Raw genomic sequence first — 21,782 nt, 5'->3', positions numbered from 1 at the left:
CCTACTTGATCATGATCTTGGCATACATACCAGGATAAACGGAAGCACTTCCCTTGCGATCAAATTTCATTTTGATCTTGAATTTGTGGGTCATAGGGTTTGAACTTGGGATGATCGAACTTATTTCACCCACCGTGCTGAAACCGATGGAAGGTATCTCTATGTCAACCTTTTTACCTAAATTGATGTACTTTAACTGTGTTTCACTCAGTTCTGCTACGATACTCAAATTGCTCAGGTCTGTTAAGATGACTGCCGGCATACCGGGAATCGCCATCTCTCCTTCATTGAGACGCTTATCGACGATGACACCGTCATTGGGTGCATGGATCTTCAAATAATTGTACTGGTTCAATACTTCATCTTTTTTGGCCAATGCCTGTTTCACCTGTTGTTCGGCAATGGCAACCATATCTTTCAGATTTTTGGCAGAAAGCTGCAGCATTTCGTATTCATACTTGGAAACCATTTTCTTCTCATAGAGTCTTTCATGCCTTGCAAGGTTGGTCAGCACATTATTATATTGATTTTCATTCATCTGTAGAGAAAGTCTTGCTTGTGAAATGGCCAGGTCCACCTGTCTCTCTGCAGACTCTATCTCTTTTGAATCGATCTCATAAAGCAGTTGCCCCTTCTTCACAATGTCACCCTCGGATACGGCCATATGTTTTACATACCCCATATAGCGGCTGGTGAGTATCTTTTGATTATCAGAAATAACAGAACCGCTTAATTCGATCTCTATAGCATTCGCGGATGTGACCAGCAATACCAAAACGATTAGCCTCATAAAGTGATTCATACATTTCCTCCTCTGTTCAAGATACTGTTAAGCTCAAATATCTTGGTATTACGTTCATTCTTTAACGTAAGCAACTTGAGCAATACTTCCAGCTCTTTGGATTGCTTCATCAGTACATCTGAAATAGAAACAATACCCTCCTGGTATCTTGAACGGTAGTTTTCATAGACTTTTCTTGCAAAACTGAGTTGTTTTTGGTAACTCTTTACATCTGCATTCCTGCTCAGGATCTCCGTTTCAAGCTTTTTGACTTTCAACGCAATACCGGATTTTGCCAGTGAAACTTCATTTTGCACTTTAAGATGATTCACTTTTGCTTTTTCAAGATTTGCTGCATCGATTCCGCCATTGAATATATTCCACTTCAACTGGATCCCAACCGTGTAAGCGTCTTTGTCCCTGAATTCATTCCACATTTCATCATCTGCACTTCCATACTCCCCAAAGGCACCGATCGTAGGTAAATAATTTGCTTTTTCAACGTTGACTGCCATTTCACTGATCTGCAACCCCAAGAGTGCTTTTTGTATATCTATATTATGATTTTCTACCGCTGCAGTGTTCACCTCAGGTAGAGGTGCCATTTCACTGACCTTCTTGATGGAACTGACTTCCGTGTTCAATAAAAATGAAAGAAATTGGTAAGCAAGGTCTTTGTTGAGTTTGGCTTGGTTGTACATGCTCTCTGCCTCTGCCTTACGGGCCTGAACTTCAAGCAGATCAATCGCCTGTGCGTACCCTTCTTCGCCCATACTTTTGACGATCGTTTCCAAACGGCTGATGTTTTGAATGATCTTGGAAAGATTTACGATATAGTTCTCTACCAACGAGATATCATAGAATGCTTTTTTCGTCTGAAATATCTTTTCATTCATCAATTTTTGTGTATCCCATTGGCTCATACGCTGCATGGCTTCTGTGATACGTCCATACTCTGAAAGTTTTCCACCCGTATAGAGTGGCAGCATATAGGAAATTTTTGTCTGATAATGATTTCTTGCTTCCGGGTAATTCAAAGCACTTGGAGGCTTATTAAACATATCACTACATGCTTGATTATCTCCATTTTGACATGCAGTAGAATTAATCACAAATTCTTCGGCACCAAAATCTCCAAATGTAGCCTCTCTGCTTTGTAACTTAAATCCAAATACATTCCCCGCATCGTTGGATCGCATCCCTGAAACTGACACATCCAGTTTTCCATAATGATTCCCTTTGGCAGCAGCAGTTTCATAGGCTTTCATCTGTTCATTGAAATGGGAAATTCTTAATTCCAGATTCTTGTTTTTGAGCATGGAAATAGCCTGATCGATGCCCAGATTCTCTAAACCGGCAAATAAGGGCCATGCCACAAGAAAAATGAGATATTTTTTCATAAGAGAGACTCCATTTATCCAAGATTTCCTATATTATAACTAAAGTAGCACATGATTACCACAATCAAAAATAAAATAAGTTAGTATTATAATATACATAAGATTATACAATAATTAATATATTTAAATCAAGCCCCTATCGGGTGAAAGTGCAGGGAATCGCGTATCTATAAATAAAAAGGAGAGGGAAAAGAGACTAAGTGGAGGACCCACTTAGTTTTTAAAGTGTTGCGTGCGCAACGCTGATACATGCTTCCAGTGAAGCAAGTTGTTCGAGAAGTGCTTTCTTGACTTGACCGTCCACACGTACAACAGCAAGTGCTTGTTTCTTGCTGTCACGTCCCAGTCTAAAGTCAGATATATTCAGACCGTTCTCTGCTATGATCCTACCTACATCACCGATCACACCCGGAGTATCTGTATTTCTAAAGAAGATCATGGTTCCTTTTGGATCAACATCCAGGATATAATCGTCGATCTCAATAATACGTTGTTCAGTGTCATCAAATACAGTACCTGCGATAGAAATGGTTCCCGCAGCTGTTGTCAGTTTGACACCTACTTTATTGGTAAATCCGCTGTTATTCGGCTTCACTTCCTTGGTGAGCTCTATATCACGTTCATCTGCAACGAATTCCGCATTGACATAATTTATCTGGTCACCTAAAGACTCTGTAAGCACACCTACCGTTGCAAAAGTTCCCATAGATTCCAAATGATCGGCCACAGGACCTGCTGCACTCACTTTAATAGACTTCACAGCACTTTTTGTGATCTGTGCAGACAAATGACCTATTTTTTGTATAAGTTCAAGGTACGGTCTTACAAAATCAGGCAGTTCATGTTCTTTAATAGGCAAATTGAGTGCATTCGGGTATGAAATACCTTTGGCCGCTGCGATCGCATTTTCAGCTGCCTGGATCGCAATGTTTTTTTGAGATTCTTTTGTATTGGCACCAAGGTGAGGTGTCACAGTTACATTATCAAGATCAAGAAGCGGATGGTCCGTAGCAGGCTCTTTGTTAAACACGTCGATACCGGCCATGGCGATCTTACCGGAAGTCAGACCTTCTAAGAGTGCATCTTCATCATAAAGGCCACCTCTAGCACAGTTAATAAGGATCACACCGTCTTTCATCTTCGCTATTTCATCTTTACCAATCATACCGATCGTTTCACTGTTTTTAGGTGTATGGATCGTAATGATGTCACATGCCAAAATATCTTCAAAATTCTTCGTATACCCGATATCAAGATCTGTTGCTTTACTTGAATCAATGTATGGATCATAGGCAATCACATCCATTTCAAATGCTTTCGCTCTTTTTCCCACACGTGAACCGATGTTACCAAAACCGATCACACCGAGTTTTTTATCTTTGAGTTCCGTACCGTACCAGTCCTGTCTTCTCCATACGCGATCGAGCTTAAGGTTGTTATGCGCATAAGGAAATTGTCTGACACATGAAAGCATATGCGTCATCGTAAGTTCCACCGCTGCTATCGTATTTGCCGTAGGCACGTTCATCACAACGATACCTTGTTTACTTGATCCAGGGATATCTACGTTATCCACACCCACACCGGCACGTACTACTGCTGTTACTTTTTTAGCTTGTGCCAAAAACGCTTCATCAACGTCTGTAGAAGAACGCGTGATAGCAACATCTGCTAAAGGGATGAACTCGGCAAGAAGCTTGTCTTTAGGCTCATCTGCTGCATTGATAAATTCTATTTCACTATCGTTAGCAAGAATATCCAATCCATCCTGGTGGATATGGTCACAAACAACAATCGTCTTTTTTGACATCTTATAACCTTTATTTTGTGAAATTTAAGCACCATAAAGTACGGGAGGATACGATGAATCGTATGAACCACCTACTGAAGGCAACTCAATATTAGGAATCAAAATGAAGGAGATGTGTTCAAGTACACATCCCTTATTTTGAGAATTTAAAACTTTATTTTAGAATTATTTTTTAAACTTATCACCAAATGCATCACCAAGGGTCATGCTGTCATCTTGCTCGAGATTAAGCTGCTCCATTGCATCTCTCTCTTCCTGGCGCTCAAGTCTTTTTACAGAAACTCTGATTCTGTCGTTGTCAGGATCGATAAAGCTGATCACACCTTTGATCTCCTGACCTTTTTCGACCTCGTCAAATTTAAGCGGATGAAGATCTTCTGTTCTGATAAGTGCATCGATGTTGTCTTCAAGTGAAATAAACACACCGAAATCTTTTTTATCTTTGACAGTTCCTGTTACGATAGAACCATTTTTATGCGTTTGTGCAAATGCTTTTACCGGTGAATCTTCGAGTGCTTTTTTACTCAATGAGATCTTACCTGCATCTCTGTCAATTTTGATGATCTTCACTTCAACTTCATCACCCACTTTGAGTTCAGATTTTGCATTCTTAGCTTTGTCCCAAGATATCTCTTGATTGTGAAGAAGACCTTCCACTGTACCTACTTTTACAAATGCACCGAAATCAGTGATCGATGTGACTGTACCGGTGACTACATCACCTACTTTATGTTCAGCTGTAAATGCGTCCATAGGTTTAGGAAGAAGATTTTTAAGGCTCACTCTTAATCTTCTACCCTCTTTGTCGATTTCGATCACTTCAACATTGATCTCTGAATTAAGTTCAAGGTAATCTTTCGGGTGTTTCACATTTTTATCCCAAGAGATCTCAGATACATGAAGGAATGCTTCAAGATCTTCACCGAGGTCAACAAATACACCATAAGGTTCAATGTTGGAAACTGTAGCAGTCACTGTATCACCCACACCGATAATTGAATCAATATCTGCCCAAGGATCAGGGTTTGCATCTTTAATAGACAATGAAAGGTGTCTTTTCTTTTTGTCATAATCTAAAGCGATCACATTTACCTGATCACCTTCAGAGAAATACTTAGATGGGTTCACCGGCCCTTTGTGAGAGATCTGAGAGTAGTGGACAAGACCATCAATACCGCCAACATCTACGAACATACCGTAAGAAGTGATCTTCTTGATCGTACCGACTACCGGTTCTTTTTTCTCAAGAAGTTCAGCAACGATCTCATCAGTTTTTGCTTTGTCACGTTCGATCAGTTCTTTTCTGGAAACAACCACTGAACCTTTATCTTTATCTACTTTTACGATAACCGCTTTTACTTTTTTACCTGTAGGATCCACTTTTGAAGAAAGGTAAGAGAGTGTACGTGGCATGAAGAATTCCAGACCGTCACAGTCCACAACATAACCACCTTTGTTTGTTTTCGTGATAACACCTTCGATGATATACTCTTGGTCTTCATCATACTCAGCGATAAATTCATTCAATGCCACTCTGCTTAATGCAGCTTTATGAGAAATACGACCTCTTCCAAGGTTCACAACGTCGATTGTATCACCTACCTTAAACGTGATGTTACCCTCTTCATCTCTTAGCTCATCAAGTGAAAGTGTTGCATCTCTACCACCACCAATGTCGATGACCGATATATTATCTTTTTCATCTATTTTAACAACTGTACCTGTAACCAAATCACTTTTTGACTCTGATTTTTTAAACGATTCCTCAAGCATCGCCTCAAAATCTACATCTTCTATTTCGATATCTTCGAACTTCATACCTATCCTTATGTGTGCCTAATTTTGCGTTATTATACTATTTTAACCATAAATATGGCTTATAGGGGAAAGTGTCACACCCTGTATCCATAGCAGGCGAATATAGGCTCTTTGCCTACATTCCTTGCTACTTAGGGATGTCTGTACTACTGTTTTTTGCAGGTTTTTTTAAGAAGAAATACTCTCTAATACTTTAAAATAAGTAGGGAAAGTTTTGGCAGTACATTCAGGTTCGTTGATCGTTACAGAGACCGGATCGAGTGCCAAAAGAGAAAAACACATGGCCATTCTATGGTCGTCATACGTATCAATCGCGGCATGTTTAAGTTGTTTAGGCGGAGTGATCTTCAAGTAGTCTTCACCCTCTTCTACTTCTGCTCCGACCTTGCGCAGTTCCGTTGCCATGGCAAAGAGCCTGTCTGTCTCTTTTACACGCCAGTTATAGATATTTCTCAGTGTCGTAGTACCTTCTGCAAAAAGTGCTGTGGTAGCTATGGTCATTGCGGCATCAGGAATATGGTTGAAATCCATATCTATGGGATGCAGTTCACCCCTGCTTACCGCTACAAAATCATCACCCCACTCTACGATCGCACCCATTTTTTCAAGTACATCAACGAATTGTACATCCCCCTGGATACTCTTTTTTCCTATACCAGTCACTTTTACGGTACCGCCTTTGATCGCAGCAGCCGCTAAAAAATAAGAAGCAGAAGAAGCATCTCCCTCTACCATGAAAGTTTCTACCGCTTTATAGGTTTGTCCGCCTTTGACCTTAAAGGTTTGATACTTGTCATTCTCTACCTCTACACCGAACGTTTTCATAATATGCAGTGTAATATCGATATAAGGTTTGGAGACAAGCTCCCCGATAATAGAAATGGTCATATCCTCTTTTGCAAGAGGTGCCGCAAGCAGCAATGCCGTTAAGAACTGACTTGAGATAGCGCCATCGATCTTCACATCACCCCCAGAGAGACCATGCGCTTCTATCAAAAGCGGCGGATACCCTTCATTCTCCTGGTAGCTGATCGTTGCACCTGCCTCTCTTAAAGCATCTACCAAATGCCCTATAGGTCGCTCTTTCATTCGAGGTTCGCCTGTAAGCAGATATGAACCTGACCCCAGACACAATGCCGCACAGAGCGGACGCATAGCGGTACCTGCATTCCCCAGGAAGAGTTCCTGCAGGGTAGTACTGTGTATCGCCCCTGCATTACCGGTCACGGTGCATTCTGTTTTGTCGTCAGAGAGGGTATACTGAATGCCAAGCTGCTTCAGGGCATTGAGCATATGTCTTGTATCGTCACTCTCTAACAGATTGGTGATCCTGGTGGTTCCCTCTGCCAAGGCTGCAAGCAGTAAAGCCCTGTTTGAAAGACTTTTAGATCCCGGAAGATTGATCTCTCCCTCTATTTTGGAAATAGGCTTGAGTGTTAATGTGTTCATATAACCTCATCTACCTTTTTCATTTTCTGGATCTTGTTGATCACATTCTGTACGATCCAGTCAGGGGTAGAAGCACCTGCAGAGATACCGCAAAGCGCTTTACCGTCAAACCAGCCGGCTTCCAGCTCTTGCTCATTCTCTATAAGGTAACTCTCTTTACAATCACGCTCACAGATACTATGCAGCTGTTTGGTATTGGAAGAGTGTTTTCCTCCAATGACGATCATGACATCAGCCTTTTTAGCCAGTTCTGCTGCTGCATCCTGGTTTTCAAAGGTTGCAGTACAGATCGTATTGAATACCCTGACCTCTTTACGTGTTGCCATCAGGGCTGTTACGATCTTGGCAAAATCTTCAGGTTTTTTTGTGGTTTGGGAAACGACGGCAACCTTCCCTTTAAGAGGAAGTGCTTCCAGCTCTTCCGGTTCAAGCACGATAAACGCATCCTCCGGATCTTCCGCATAACTCACAACACCTTTGATCTCCGGATGGTCCTTGTCACCGAATATCACGATGCTATACCCCTCAACACTCATCTTTTGCACAATATTTTGCGGAGTTGTGACATAAGGGCAGGTCGCATCTATCACTTTATGGTCCTGACTTTTCAAGACAGCCAGTTCATTTTTTGGGATCCCATGTGTACGGATCACCACTGCACCGTTCGTCTCTATATCTTCAAGACGTTCAGCAAGGCCGATGTTGAACCCTTCTTTGAGCCTGTTGATCTCATCTTTGTTATGGATCAGAGGACCATATGTGACAGAACCTCGGTGTTCTTCCGCTATCTCAATAGCCCTTTTCACACCAAAACAAAATCCATAACTTGAAGCTAATTGTATTTTCATCTTTATCTCAATTCTGCTTTACATTCAGTTTCAAGTGCAGCCATGACCTGACCCATCACTGCTTCTATATCACTCTCTTCAAGTGTTTTTTCCATAGATTGGATGAAGAAACGTACCGTAAGACTTTTCTTATCACCCAATTTTTCATCCTCATAGATATCTACAGGATAGGTATCTTTAAGCATTGGAAGTTCCAGTGCATTGAGTACTTTAGCCACTTCATAGTAATTCAAAGATTTATCGATCACTACAGAGAGGTCTTTATAGACACCTTGGAACTTGGAGACAGGTGTCGCATTGATATGTGTCGGTAAAAACACATCAAAATCAAGTTCAGCGATAAATGTCACAGGGAGATCAAAACTTTCCTGCACCGTCGGGTGCAGCTTTGAAATAAATCCGCACACTTTACCATCTACAACAATATTGGCAGATTGATAGGGATGGATAAGCCCATTTTCATACGTACAGGGTACCAGTTCAAAGGCACCGACAACTGCGCCCACTTTTTGTGTAAAAGTGGCAAAGTCGATCATCTGCGGTTTACCCGCATTTCTTACATTTTCACCTTCAACCTGTCCGGAGAACACAAATGAGATCACTTCTTTCTGTTCTCTTTGGCTTCCAAACACTGCACCTATCTCAAACAGAGGGATCGATTTTTTACTGTAACTCACATTACGCTTCGCTGCATTGAGCAAATTGACCAGTATCGTAGATCTCAATGTATTGAGCTCTTCTGCGATAGGATTTGCCAGTTCCAATGCTTCATCAAGCGTAGAAAAACCATATTTTTCCAAAAGTGCTCTTTCAGAAAAGACATATGATACATTCTCATAGAATGAGACACCTACTGCACGATTCTTGAACGCTTTTTTTGTCTTATATCTATCGGTTGTCGCGTTAAGACGCGGTTTCTCAGCAAACACAAAAGGTTTGGCTTCTATGTTATTGATACCGATAATACGCACGATCTCTTCTGCAATATCTTGTAAATGTTTGATATCATGTCTAAAAGGCGGTACCACTGCTGCGATAAGATCATGCCCCATAGAATTGATCTCAAATCCAAGTTTTTGAAGTTTCGTTACGATCCTTCCTATTTCAATATCCATACCGATGATAGCAGAGATCTCTTTTGCATCTACGATAACGGTTTCATGTTCTTTTTCAGCACTTACGATCAGTGAACCTTCATAACAGGAGATATCCGTATAATTGTCCATCATAGAAGCCAGGAACGATAACCCGAATTGAAGATCAGGATTGGAACCCCTGGATGTCTTATAATAAAGCTCATCCGTTTTTAAAGAAGTGGCTGCAACCGCCTCAACCAAAGTATCAGGATTGATATAGCTGGCTTCGATCAAAAGCTCTTTCGTCTGATCATTGGCTATACACTCTGCTTCTTGTTGCACACCCACAACAGAAAGTACTTTCTCCTTTCCGGTGATCTCGATGATCCCTTTTGCTTTTCCTACCGTCTGTACAGAGATCTTATTTTCATCATTACGGAACATTTTACTGTTATATGCACGTAACACTACCCCTGTTGTGTGTGTTGCATACGCCAGCATACTTGCAAGTTTTCCTTCCGCTTCTATACCTACCATAGCCAGGCGTAACTGTACAAGAAAACTATTGGATATCTGCTCTATCGTTGCAAGTTTGTAATGCAGATCTGCATCCATTTCACCTGTATGGTGAAGCTCTGCTTCTCTGGCGATACCGAGTTTGATCTTCTCTTCCTGTTTGTACTCGAAAGGTTTCAGTTCAATGTCAAGTGCTGTGCTCAAGTCTCTTGCCACACCATAGATGCTCAGACAGTCACCCCTGTTGGCTGTGAGTTCAAGCTCAATGATCGTATCTGCAATCGTTTCATAAGAACGTAACTCTTTACCCACTTCAAGTTCACCGATACTTTCATCGAGTATCATGATCCCTTTGCCTGTATCAGGTAATCCAAGTTCCGAAGAGGCACATACCATTCCTTCACTCTCAACACCACGAAGCTTCGCATGTTTGATGGTAAAGTCGCCAGGCAGCACAGCACCTATGGTCGCTACTGCCACATACTCCGCATCCACCACATTGGCAGCCCCACAGACGATCTGTCTTGTGCCGCTTCCCACATTGATCTTACAGACATTGAGCTTATCAGCATCAGGATGTTTTTCACAAGAAAGGATCTTTCCTATCACCACTTTTTCCGCTACCTCTATCTGTGTGAGACTGTCAACTTCAAGTCCTATAGCATTAAACGTTTCATAAAGCTTTTCATTAGAGACACCGCTAAGGTCTATAAATTCACTTAACCAACTTCTTGTTACTATCATCTAAACTGCTCCAACAAACGAATATCACCTTCAAATAAAGATCTCAGGTCAGGTATTTTATGCATAAGCATGGCAAAACGCTCTACCCCCAAACCAAAGGCGTAACCACTCACATCTTCGTATCCCACTGCCTTAAAGACATTCGGGTCAACGATCCCGCATCCAAGTACTTCGAGCCACCCCGTATGTGAACAGACCCTGCATCCTTCACCCTCACAGAAGATACAAGAGATGTCCACTTCGGCAGACGGTTCGGTGAACGGAAAGAAACTAGGTCTGAAACGCACGTCAACATCCCCGAACATATACTGTAGGAAATCTGTCAATATAGACTTGAGGTTTGCGAAACTCACTTTGCCTTTATCATCTACGACAAGCCCCTCAACCTGATGGAACATAGGTGTATGTGTCAGGTCATAATCACGTCTGAAGACTGACCCCGGTGCGATCATACGAATAGGTGGTTTGGTCTCCATCATCGTACGTATCTGCACAGGAGAGGTATGGGTACGCAAAAGTCCGCCATCCTTAAAATAGAATGTATCCTGCATGTCACGGGCAGGGTGGTATTTTGGCAAATTCAGTGCTTCAAAGTTATGGAAATCATCCTCAACCATAGGACCGCTCTCCACAGCAAAGTTCAATGCCACAAAATAGTCAATGATCTTGTCCATCGTCTCCATCACCGGATGGAGTGCACCTTTTTGAGCCAATGTACCATAGAGTGAAACATCTATCGCTTCACTTTTCAGTACTTTTTCTATCTCTTCAGATTTCAGCCCTGCGTAACGTGCATCAAAACTTGCTTGCAGTGCGGCTTTGTTTTTGTTCAACCCCTCTGCAAATGCTTTTTTCTCCGGACCGGGTACATCTTTCATCTTGGCAAACTCTGCTGCCAAAACACCCTTCTTCCCAAAAAGCTCAACACGTACTTTTTCCAATGCTTCAAGCGAATCGGCCTGAATGATCTTCTCTTCTAAATTTTCCATTTAACCTCTATATGACTTCTGTGTATTGTTGTGATTTTATCTAAAAATTACTAACAATGGGATTTATTACTACTTATCTGTGCTATACTTTGCCTATATTAAACTTGATCATACCACCGTCATATTCGTGCTTGACATGCGTATACACAAGTTGATATGATAAAACAAAAAGAAACTAAATCAACCGATCAAAGGATCACGACATGTGCATATTCTGCAAAATCGTAAACAAAGAAATCCCCAATAACACTGTCCATGAGAGTGAACATTTTTTAGCATTTCATGACCTCTATCCTAAGGCACCTATCCATATTCTCATCATTCCTAAAACACATGTAGATTCTTTTCAGGATGTAACACCCGAGACCATGGCAGGACTCACCCGTTTTGCACAGGAAGTAGCGAATAAAGTCGGTATTGATAAATCAGGTTACAGACTCATCACCAATAACGGTCCAGACGGAGGACAAGAGATCTACCACTTACATTTCCACCTGTTAGGCGGAGGAAAACTCACCTGGGATCACAGCCACGAAGACCCGCACAAAAGTTTGTAAAAACTCTTGGGGGATTTATTGCCTGCATCTCACATACTACCTCAACATCTTACTTGTGAAATTGCCTCTCTCCTTACTTTTCTAGAAAAGTAAACAAAAGTCGTCACTGTTCTCAAATCGCTTCGCTTTCAAGGGTGTTCACAGTGACAGAGCACACTATGTATGATTCAATAAAATTTCTAAATAAAAATAGTCAATACATAACGATAGTCTATGCATTAATAAAATAATGTCGTGGCGAACGCCCTCGTAAGCAAAGCGATTCGAGAGCCACGACGCTTTTTTGCTTCGTTTTTTCTAAAAAAATGAAGAGAGAAACAACACCACAAGTAAGAGGTAAGGCAATCTGCAAAACTAACTGATACGCAGATTAATTATGCATCAATCTCCTCAAGCTTGAGCTCATACTCAGCCACGATCTCATCATCTTTTTCCGCAGCTATTGCGAGACGTTCGAAGAGTGCATCCACTTCCTGCTGTACCAGACCTACTTCACGTGAAAGTTCCATAATAGCATCGTTGTCACCGGAGTTTGATGCTTTTTCAAGTGCTGCATTTTTAGCTTCAAGCTCTGTTTCAAGCGTTTCAATCTTCTCTTCACACAGCTTGATCTCTTTGGTATATGGCTTACGCAGTTCATTACGTTCCTGTGTCACGGCTTTACGCAGTTTCTTGCGTTCCTTATGGTTGATCTTAGGTTTTTTCTTTTTAGGCGCTGCCCCTTCTTCCTCTTCCCAACCTATCTTTTCCAAAAATTCATCATAGGTACCGTCAAAATACTCTGCACCACCCTTATGAAAGATGATCAGCGCGTCAGCCAACCTTCTTAAAAGCATCTCTGAGTGCGTCACCATGATAAGTGAGCCTTCAAACTCCTCTATGGCATCTGCCAGCGCATCAATGGACTGCATATCCAGGTGGTTGGTAGGTTCATCAAGGAAGAGAAGGTTTGCAGGGGTTGCGATGATCTTTCCGAGCATGACGCGGCTGCGCTCTCCACCCGAGAGTACCTCTATCTTTTTATCGGCAAGGTCACCCGAGAACATCATACGCCCGGCGATACTGCGTGATTCCGGTATACCTATATCTTTATGGACCGAAGCGATCTCTTCAATGATCGTTGCTTTGACATTCAGTCTTTCGATGTTTGTCTGTCCAAAGTGCGCGAATGTGGTGGCAGGATGAAAGTCAAGCTTGCCCTGTTGGAGCGGCAATTCTCCCGCGATGTAGTTCAGCAGTGTTGACTTACCCTTACCGTTCTTACCGATGATCGCCAGACGTTTACCCTTCTCCAAAGCAAAAGTAATGCCTTGGAACAGCGGTTCTTCCGGGTTGTACCCAAAGCCCAGATCCTCCGCACGGAAAATAATTTTTGCGGGGGTCTCTTTATATTTGAAATTAAAAGATAAGGTCGCATCGTTCTGCAGATCTTCCATGTCATCCATTTTATCCAGTTCTTTTTGCTTGGACTGTGCCAGTGCAGCGGTCGAGGCTCTGGCTTTATTACGTGCGACGAACTCTTCAAGTTCTTTACGTTTTTTGTCTTGATTTGCCTTCGTTTTTTCATAGGTTTCATCTTCCATCTCAAGTGTAGCGTAGTACTTGTAGCTGTCACCCTGCACCAGACGAAGACCTTTACGCTGTATACCCATTGTATGGGTCGTGACAGAGTCCATGAAGTCACGGTCATGTGTAATGAGTATCACTTCACCCTCAAACTCTTTGATAAAGCTTCTCAGCCAACGCAATGAAGGGAGGTCTAGGTAGTTGGTAGGCTCATCGAGCAGTAACATGTTCGGTTCTGTTGCCAAAAGTTTGACAAGGTTGATACGTATCTGATACCCCCCTGAAAAACTCATAGGGTCCTTCTCCAGATCTTCTGCCGTAAACCCCAGTCCAAAAAGCAGTTTTTCTATCTTGTAAAAGTTCCACTGTTCATCTTCAGGAAGTACCAGTGCACACTCTTCACGGACCGTAGGCTCTGTAAATTCCAAATGCTGGCGAAGTGTGCCTATCATGTAGTTCTTGGGGATACTCACATCTCCGGAATCATAGCTCTCTTCACCAAGGATGATCTTGAAAAGCGTCGATTTACCAGACCCGTTGCGTCCGACAAATCCGATCTTCTGTCCCTGTGAAAGTTTGAGATTGACATCTTTAAAAAGGGTTTGTCCCCCAAAGCTTTTTGAGAGGTTTGTAAGTTGTATCATATGCATATCCATTTATGGGGAATTTGTTAACCCAAATAATGTCATGGCATTGTGAAAATAGTGTTTGGGCTTGTGTTTAGGGTGCTTGCAAAAAATTTGAGGTTAACCCATAGGTTAAGTGATGATTTTTTGTAAATATCCTAGACGCAATGACAAATGCTAGTTTTATAATTCCTATGACATTATTTGGGTCAGCATTATAGCGAAATGTGTATTAGGCCGTATCATAGATGTTTGAAAGTATTATCGTTCTATAATAATCTACGACATCTTTTAAAAGGATACACAATGAGTGGCAGTAACTTAAAACACCTGGAAAAGATCAAAGAGAGTATCGATAGATCAGATGCGCTCACAGAAGAAGAGAAAAGTGACTCCATGAAACGCATTGAAGAGTGGTACAGGGAAGATATGTCCTCAGGTACTTTCATACAGGATCTCAGTAAACTTTCACCCACGATCAAAGCGCTGCTTGCAGAACTGGGACTTCTCTAAAATCTTCACTCCTGTATCAACAGGAGTAAATCAAATGATATCCTGCATTGTTGATAGGATCATTATTTGAACTCACCCGCATCCAATTTTGCTTTCAACCCGTCAAGCGCCTCTTGCATGATCTCTATGATCAGTTTTGCCGCAAGTGCATCATCCGCTTCGGGAACATCCCAGTCGGTAAACTTCATATTGGCCTTAAACAGTGCATTCACTTCTGCTATGATCTCATTTTTTCTTCTTGCAATATCTTGTTCTTCAGGCTTCATACTATGTCCTTTTAGTCTATGCTCTACTATTATGATACTCCCCTTACAGTAAAAAGTATCTGAAGCAGAAAAAATATGCTATAGTAAACTATGAAGATACAACTATGTAAAAAATTCTCGAAAGTCGATAAGCTTCAGAAAAAACTTACCGAAGCTTTTCCTGATGATACGGTCGTCGTGAAGTCATGTATCGATATGTGCAAAGTGTGTAAGCATCAGCCTGTCGCAAAAGTAGATGGAAAGAAACAGACGGCCAAACGCATTTCAAAGCTCATCTCAAAGATAGAGGCGCTCTGAAACCTATGAACAGCAAGCGCCCCCGAATCCATCTTCAAGCGTCACGCTCATAGAGATGAGCTCTTCTTTATCAGCTATCTTCTCACCGTTTTGAATGATCGAATAACTTACTTTTACCGAATCGCGGATAGAGTTGACCGTAGTACAGTAACTCTCCAAAGATGCCCCTATATAACGTTTTGCTTTCATGGCATCAAACGCTCCGTCAAACGCGTAAATGATGTGCATAGATGCAAATTTCATCGGTACAGATTCCGTTCGTTCTATCTCAGCTTTCACTGAGTAATTACTCACTTCATACCCGTCCTTCTCCGCCATCATCACAAGGTCGATCCCTGTACACCCTATGATACCCGTTGCAAAATACTCCACAGGGGTGATCTCTTTGCAGTCTAAAATGAAAGAAGACTTTATGGTGTTCGCTTTAAATTTTTTATCGCCAAGATACTCTACTGATACGTTCATATTCATTCCTAAGATTTATTTGCGATAGTGTACACTATATGACTTATATTTTACTGCAAAAGGCACATCATGGGTGTAGAAATAGAACGCAAATTCCTCGTAGACGAAACCAAACTGCCCACGCTGAACAATGGATACACCATCAAACAAGGCTACATCCAAACGGTAGATCAAACCACCGTACGCATACGCATCCGTGACACAGAAGCCTTTCTCACCATCAAAGGCAAAAGCGAAGGTGCCACACGGTTGGAGTTTGAATACCCCATTCCTCTGAATGATGCACAGGAGATGCTCACAAACCTCTGCCACGCCTCACTCGTCGAAAAAACTCGCTACCTTGTAGCGCATGAGGGTCATACATGGGAGGTCGATATATTTGAAGGATCCAATCAAGGACTCCTCATCGCCGAAATAGAGCTGGAGAGTGAAGAGGAAGTGTTTTCTCTGCCCGAGTGGACCGCTAAAGAGGTAACGGAGGATGTGCGGTATTTTAATGCGAATTTGGTGGAGAACCCCTATACATCCTGGTAAAGTATTTCTATCATTTCCGTATTTATATAGGAACCTATACAAGAATACGCAAAGGAAAATCACCTCCAAAGATCAAAGCTTATCTGATCTTAAGGATAAGAAATGTAAAACCTCTGTATGACACTTGATAACCTTAATTTTGAAACCCCGTATCTTTCGCTCGACAGCGAATTTTACGACTTGACCGAACCCACACCACTGGATGATCCCTACTTGATCAGTTTCAATCCCAATGCGGCAGAACTGATCGGTCTTGACAGCAGTACCAAAGAGGACCCCCGTTTTGTAGCACTGCTCAACGGTACCTACCTTCCCAAAGGGGCACGTCCTTTTTCCATGTGCTATGCAGGGCACCAGTTCGGTAATTATGCACCGCGTCTGGGAGACGGTAGGGCTATCAACCTGGGAAGCATCAATGGCTGGCACATCCAGACCAAAGGGAGTGGAGAGACACTCTACTCACGTACCTCAGACGGCCGTGCGGCCATCCCCTCTTCCATACGCGAGTATCTGATGAGCGAAGCGATGCACCATCTTGGCATTCCCACAACACGTGCCCTTGGCATCATCGGGTCTGAAACAAAAATCTTACGAAACCAGATAGAACGCGGGGCGATCGTCATGCGTATGTCGCCGAGCTGGGTGCGTTTTGGTACCTTCGAATACTTTTACTACTTTAAAGAGTACGACAAACTCAGATCCCTTGCCGACTATGTCATCGCCGAATCCTACCCGCACCTGCAGGATGATGAAGACCGCTACTACAAGTTCTTTTGTGAGGTCGTTGAGCGTACGGCAAAGCTGATCGCACAGTGGCAGGGGATAGGCTTTAACCACGGCGTGATGAATACAGACAACATGTCCATCGCAGGTCTTACCATCGATTATGGGCCGTATGCGATGCTGGATGATTTTGACTACGGCTTTGTCTGCAACAAAACCGACAAAGCAGGCCGCTACAGCTACGGTGACCAGCCCAATGTCTCCTACTGGAACCTTACCATGCTCTCCAAAGCACTCACCCCGCTTATCGATCAAAACAGGATGCAGAAGAAACTCGATGATTTTGGCAACTTCCTCTACCCTGATGCCTATATTGATGTCATGTGTGAAAAACTGGGATTGGTTTTGAAACTGGATGAGGATGTTGAACTCATCACAGATCTGGTAGGTGCACTGCAAGATGCCTATGTCGACTATACCAATTTCTTTCGAACGCTCAGTCACTATGATGGTGACAGAATGCCTCTCTATGACATCGCCATGAACCCAGTGGTCATTCACAACTGGCTTGAATTGTATGACAAACGTTTAGCAAAAGAGATATGCACACAGTCAGAGCGCCAAAAAGCAATGCTAAAGACAAATCCAAAATATGTGCTAAAAAACTATATGCTCCAAGAAGCGATAGACCTTGCTCAAAAAGGAGACTTCTCTATGGTAGAAACACTGCTACATATCGCAATGCATCCGTATGATGAACTACCGGAGTTTGAACATTTTGCTGGGGAGACACCAGAGGAACACAAAAATATCTGTCTCTCCTGCTCCTCGTGAGGACGATGAGAAGCATATTGTTTTTCATCTTTTTCCCTTTCGGTCGTTCCCATACTTTAAATTAGAATGAATAGTAAAATGTGTTCCTGCCATCTAGCGATGGAGTAATTGAAATTTGTAAAAAAATATAAAAGTGATTAATTAACTGTCAGGTGTAAAAGAAGTTTAAACTGATGCATTCATTCCCACGTACAGAGAGGGAACAGTAAAAAATAAAATATTATATCACAGGTTTTACATTTATCAGAGAGTAATCAATAGTAGTTGTTTCATCATCAATCTCACTTAAATGTTTAAATATATTTTGACTACCCAACTTATATGCTAATAAAGCATCATCAATTGTTATCTTCCTAGCTTCTTGAGAGTTCTTCATTGTAATAAAAATAGCGTTATAACACATCATTGTATATTCAAAAAGGTGATTCACAATTTGACCTTTAATATCTCTATGATAAGCTTGATGTGTCAATTTATTGCGTATAACATATATTCTTCTCAATTGTCTACGTACATCTAAACTCGTTTTCTTTATTCTTGCTATTATTTTTTTAGTGTTATTTAATTCCTCATATATTGTCAAAAGTCTATATTTTAAAAATTCTTTCTCACCACAAGAATCAAATACTTTAACCATTGAATCTTCATCATAAAAGAGTCGAGTAAACACTGATAAAGATATATCTTCTGAAAATATACTGTCTATAATAGTATATTTATTTTTCACATCGATAGGAACGGTGACTTTATATTTTGATAGAAGTTCAAGAATATATTTTAATCTATTTTCAATTGAATTAACAGCATATACTTCAGGTATATAATCTAAGACATTACCTATTATTGTATTTTGTTTATTATCAAACAATGATTCAAGAGCAATCCAAAGATTTAATAACTTTTGTTCTAGTGAATTTGCATCTTTACTTAATCGTACATAACGTAATGAACGTTTTAGTTTCTCTGAACTTGTTTTTTCTAAATAAGTATCTAAATTTAACATTAAATCAAGGTGTCTATAATATTCTTTATTTGGGCTGATTGTTACAAAGTGCCATAATGTACCCAAATCAAGTTCTCGCCTATATATGTTACTATTAATAGTAACATGAGTTAAACATACATCATTTATATCTTTATTATATATTAAATCATTAAAACTAAAACTATCAATAATTGAATTAAAAATTTCTTTTGCCTCAAATGAGGCACTAACATAGTCTGTTGTTTCAACATTAATTAAAATATACATATTATATTCATTTTCAGGATTAATCTTCCGTATATCTCCAGCATTAAAGAGATGACTAACATCATCTAAAATGCTAACTCCAAATACTTCACTATAAGTATCAATGTCACTAATATGACTTGTATATAATGCAAAACAAATAGTATATTTATCAATACGGCTATTTAATTTAGCAATAACATTTGAAAATTGTTCATTAAAGTTTCTACCACGTCTATAATTATTTAATCTTGTAAAAGACTCTGTTCTATTATATAAATATTTAGGTGAATACCCCTTAGATAGCAGGTATGTGATATATAAACTCGTAGTTTTATATATCTCTTTTGTAAGACGATGTTTTTGCTCCACATTCACAGAATCTCCAATAACAATCTCTTGTAGTTTTTGTGTAAGACGTTGAGAATAATCTGCTTCTTTATATAATATATTATTACATAATAATTTTACTTTTTTTAACCTACTTAAAGTAGCTTCATTATAAGTCTTAATATCTGAAAATACTCCATTAAGATTTAATATATCCTCTGATAAAATCTCCTTAGCAATAAAATCAATTTGAAAGCACGATTTTAGTTCATCAATTGCATTTTGTAAATTACTAAAGTTTTTTACTTCATACTCAAAATCTTCAATAGAAAATAAAACTTCTTCAACTGAAGAAATAATGTTCATTAATCTTGATTGATGAAATGGTGGTGTTTCAGTATGGAGTAATTCATAACAAGTTTCTACAAAAAACCTTCCTCTAAAATCAGATATGGGTAATCTATTCCATCTACTATCACTAATAATAAACATGATTTTCCTTTACTATATATCTTATAATATATAACTATTTATTAGCACTTTTTTCTATACAAAAAATGGTTTTAGTTTTGCTTCTCCAACCAAGCCTTCATACTATCCACTTGTTCCAAAGTCCTAACAGTGGCAGTTCCACCTTCAGACTGGCGGGCATTCATCGAAGCACGGTTATCAAGTAGTGCTACCACACCCTCACCTATTCGTGCATCTACACTTTGTAGGTCTTCTAGGCTCAGTTCAGAAATGTCAAGCCCTTTCTCCTCTGCCAGGTTCACGGCATTACCTGTGATGTGGTAGGCATCTCTAAATGGAAGCCCCTGCTCTTTTACGAGGTAGTCTGCGAGGTCTGTTGCAGAGAGGTGGCCTATCATACATGCAGCTTCCATGGCTTCTTTGTTCACAGTCATCTCTGCGATCATCTCTTCAAGCACCTGTAGTGAAAGTGTTGCTGTTCTTACAGAGTCAAAGACTCCCTCTTTGTCCTCTTGCATATCTTTGTTGTATGCAAGTGGCAACCCTTTCATCACTGTAAGGAGTGCGACAAGGTTACCGTTCACACGCCCTGTTTTTCCTCTGAGAAGTTCAGGGATGTCCGGGTTTTTCTTTTGTGGCATGATGGAAGAACCTGTGGCATGTCTGTCAGAAAGCGTTACCCATCTGAATTCACTTGCAGACCACAAAATGAGCTCTTCGCTCAAGCGGCTCATATGCATCATCATCGTAGAGATGTTAAAAAGTATCTCTAAGGCAAAATCTCTGTCACTTACCGTATCCAAACAGTTCAGAGTCGGCGCATTGAAACCAAGTTTATCTGAAGTGGTCTGTCGGTTGATCGGGTGTGGTGTACCTGCCAATGCAGCACATCCTATAGGAGAATAGTTGTTACGCTCATAAGAACTCATAAAACGCTCATAATCACGTTTGAACATACTGGCATAGGCCAACATATGGTAACCGAAATTTATAGGCTGTGCATGCTGCAGGTGTGTCATACCCGGAAGCATCGTCTCTGCATTCTCTTCTGCGACCTTTACTAGCGTTGTAATGTTCTCTAAAAGCAGATCAGCGATGGCTTTTGTGTTGTTCTGTACATACATTCTAAAATCAAGTGCCACCTGGTCATTACGGCTACGTGCTGTGTGCAGGCGTTTCCCTGCATCACCGACCTTTTCAGTCAGTCTTCCTTCTATGGCCATGTGTATGTCTTCATCATCACCATCCAATGTAAATGTACCGGATTCTATCTCACCCAGAATCTCATACAGTCCGCCTTCTATCTTCTCATAATCCTCTTCGGAGATGATACCCTGCTCACAAAGCATATAGGCATGTGCACGTGACCCTTCGATATCTTCTTTATAAAGCACTTTATCAAACGGCAGTGAATTGTTGAGATCTTGTAGGAGTTGTGAACTCTTTTCAGAGATTCTTGCAGAGGCAATTTTTTTAGACATGATTGTTTCCTGAATGTAGTTAATTAAAAGTATTTTATCGTAAAGTACGTTTAAGAAGGATTGTCCGTCATAGAAAAAAGCGAAGAGCCCAAGGAAGGGAGTTAAATCGGGAGGGATAGGCTCTTCGGTAAAAAAGGCAACCGGGGACCAAGAGAAACAAGGAAGTTATTACAAATTTTGGACAAGGAGTAAAACAAATCTCTTGGAAAGGGAGTTGGTTACCTTTCTAAGGACATTATAAACGATGGGAGTTAACCAGGAGTAAATAGAGCATTAATCAAAGATTTAAATGACTAACATACAATAAATGGAAGATAAGAGAAACATTAAAAAGATAAGATCTTAATGATTATTGTTAAGAATTTGATTGATGAAAAAGATTGAAGGAGTGCTATAAAACTCAAAGTGGCAGCGACCTACATTTCCACAGACGTAGCCTGCAGTATTATCGGCGATG

The 21,782-nt window shown here is 40.7% G+C and carries 18 protein-coding genes; 5 read left to right on the top strand and 13 right to left on the bottom strand.

All coding sequences use genetic code 11. From position 1 onward, the window contains the following. Window position 1: 1 nt before the first annotated feature. From LDM98_RS11245 to pheS, 8 genes are all read right to left on the bottom strand, one after another. Entirely contained in the window at window positions 2–802 is an 801-nt protein-coding gene (locus LDM98_RS11245) for an efflux RND transporter periplasmic adaptor subunit (RefSeq protein WP_223899508.1), read from the bottom strand. Continuing rightward, window positions 799–2,181 (bottom strand): TolC family protein, encoded by a 1,383-nt coding sequence (locus tag LDM98_RS11240; RefSeq protein WP_223899507.1) that lies wholly within the window; start codon window positions 2,179–2,181, stop codon window positions 799–801. The genes LDM98_RS11245 and LDM98_RS11240 overlap by 4 nt, the downstream gene beginning before the upstream one ends. A gap of 220 nt (window positions 2,182–2,401) precedes the next feature. Further along, window positions 2,402–3,991 carry a phosphoglycerate dehydrogenase gene (serA, locus tag LDM98_RS11235; protein ID WP_223899506.1) on the bottom strand — a complete coding sequence of 530 codons (1,590 nt, stop codon included), beginning with the start codon at window positions 3,989–3,991 and terminating at the stop codon, window positions 2,402–2,404. A 165-nt stretch (window positions 3,992–4,156) separates the two neighbouring features. Continuing rightward, window positions 4,157–5,809 (bottom strand): 30S ribosomal protein S1, encoded by a 1,653-nt coding sequence (locus LDM98_RS11230; RefSeq protein WP_223899505.1) that lies wholly within the window; start codon window positions 5,807–5,809, stop codon window positions 4,157–4,159. A 168-nt stretch (window positions 5,810–5,977) separates the two neighbouring features. Continuing rightward, window positions 5,978–7,258 (bottom strand): 3-phosphoshikimate 1-carboxyvinyltransferase, encoded by a 1,281-nt coding sequence (aroA, locus tag LDM98_RS11225; RefSeq protein ID WP_223899504.1) that lies wholly within the window; start codon window positions 7,256–7,258, stop codon window positions 5,978–5,980. Then, on the bottom strand, window positions 7,255–8,106 hold the full coding sequence (locus LDM98_RS11220; protein ID WP_223899503.1) for a 4-hydroxy-3-methylbut-2-enyl diphosphate reductase: 852 nt from the start codon (window positions 8,104–8,106) through the stop codon (window positions 7,255–7,257). Before LDM98_RS11220 ends, aroA begins: the two co-directional genes overlap by 4 nt. A gap of 2 nt (window positions 8,107–8,108) precedes the next feature. Continuing rightward, the gene (gene pheT / locus LDM98_RS11215) at window positions 8,109–10,442 is read right to left on the bottom strand and encodes a phenylalanine--tRNA ligase subunit beta (protein ID WP_223899502.1); all 2,334 of its coding nucleotides are present in this window, start codon (window positions 10,440–10,442) and stop codon (window positions 8,109–8,111) included. Further along, the gene (gene pheS / locus LDM98_RS11210) at window positions 10,439–11,431 is read right to left on the bottom strand and encodes a phenylalanine--tRNA ligase subunit alpha (RefSeq protein WP_223899501.1); all 993 of its coding nucleotides are present in this window, start codon (window positions 11,429–11,431) and stop codon (window positions 10,439–10,441) included. Before pheS ends, pheT begins: the two co-directional genes overlap by 4 nt. Window positions 11,432–11,634: 203 nt before the next feature. Between pheS and LDM98_RS11205 the strand changes: the two genes are divergently transcribed. Beyond that, window positions 11,635–11,988, top strand: coding sequence for a histidine triad nucleotide-binding protein (locus LDM98_RS11205; protein WP_223899500.1), 354 nt, complete (start codon window positions 11,635–11,637; stop codon window positions 11,986–11,988). A gap of 374 nt (window positions 11,989–12,362) precedes the next feature. Here LDM98_RS11205 and LDM98_RS11200 read toward each other — a convergent pair whose 3' ends face one another. Then, window positions 12,363–14,198, bottom strand: coding sequence for an ABC-F family ATP-binding cassette domain-containing protein (locus LDM98_RS11200; protein WP_223899499.1), 1,836 nt, complete (start codon window positions 14,196–14,198; stop codon window positions 12,363–12,365). Between the two features lie 288 nt (window positions 14,199–14,486). Between LDM98_RS11200 and LDM98_RS11195 the strand changes: the two genes are divergently transcribed. Beyond that, complete coding sequence (locus tag LDM98_RS11195; RefSeq protein ID WP_223899498.1) at window positions 14,487–14,693, top strand: hypothetical protein; 207 nt, start codon at window positions 14,487–14,489, stop codon at window positions 14,691–14,693. A gap of 62 nt (window positions 14,694–14,755) precedes the next feature. Here the strand turns inward: LDM98_RS11195 and LDM98_RS11190 are convergent, their stop codons facing one another. Continuing rightward, window positions 14,756–14,959, bottom strand: a complete 204-nt coding sequence (locus LDM98_RS11190; protein WP_223899497.1) for a hypothetical protein — start codon at window positions 14,957–14,959, stop codon at window positions 14,756–14,758. A gap of 90 nt (window positions 14,960–15,049) precedes the next feature. Here LDM98_RS11190 and LDM98_RS11185 point away from each other — a divergent pair, with 90 nt between their 5' ends. After that, on the top strand, window positions 15,050–15,256 hold the full coding sequence (locus tag LDM98_RS11185; RefSeq protein WP_223899496.1) for a DUF1450 domain-containing protein: 207 nt from the start codon (window positions 15,050–15,052) through the stop codon (window positions 15,254–15,256). Between the two features lie 3 nt (window positions 15,257–15,259). On the opposite strand, the gene LDM98_RS11180 is transcribed toward LDM98_RS11185, so the two are convergent. Next, complete coding sequence (locus tag LDM98_RS11180) at window positions 15,260–15,721, bottom strand: OsmC family protein (protein WP_223899495.1); 462 nt, start codon at window positions 15,719–15,721, stop codon at window positions 15,260–15,262. Between the two features lie 69 nt (window positions 15,722–15,790). Here LDM98_RS11180 and LDM98_RS11175 point away from each other — a divergent pair, with 69 nt between their 5' ends. Next, window positions 15,791–16,255 carry a CYTH domain-containing protein gene (locus LDM98_RS11175; protein WP_223899494.1) on the top strand — a complete coding sequence of 155 codons (465 nt, stop codon included), beginning with the start codon at window positions 15,791–15,793 and terminating at the stop codon, window positions 16,253–16,255. A gap of 117 nt (window positions 16,256–16,372) precedes the next feature. Beyond that, complete coding sequence (locus tag LDM98_RS11170) at window positions 16,373–17,812, top strand: YdiU family protein (RefSeq protein ID WP_223899493.1); 1,440 nt, start codon at window positions 16,373–16,375, stop codon at window positions 17,810–17,812. Window positions 17,813–18,032: 220 nt separating this feature from the next. On the opposite strand, the gene LDM98_RS11165 is transcribed toward LDM98_RS11170, so the two are convergent. Together LDM98_RS11165 and argH are read right to left on the bottom strand one after the other, a co-directional pair. Then, window positions 18,033–19,865, bottom strand: a complete 1,833-nt coding sequence (locus tag LDM98_RS11165) for a hypothetical protein (RefSeq protein WP_223899492.1) — start codon at window positions 19,863–19,865, stop codon at window positions 18,033–18,035. A 71-nt stretch (window positions 19,866–19,936) separates the two neighbouring features. Continuing rightward, window positions 19,937–21,325, bottom strand: a complete 1,389-nt coding sequence (gene argH, locus LDM98_RS11160; RefSeq protein ID WP_223899491.1) for an argininosuccinate lyase — start codon at window positions 21,323–21,325, stop codon at window positions 19,937–19,939. Window positions 21,326–21,782 lie beyond the last annotated feature (457 nt).

The organism is Sulfurovum sp. TSL1 (assembly GCF_019972135.1).
Lineage (GTDB): Bacteria > Campylobacterota > Campylobacteria > Campylobacterales > Sulfurovaceae > Sulfurovum.
This window is presented reverse-complemented; position numbering and strand designations above follow the sequence as displayed.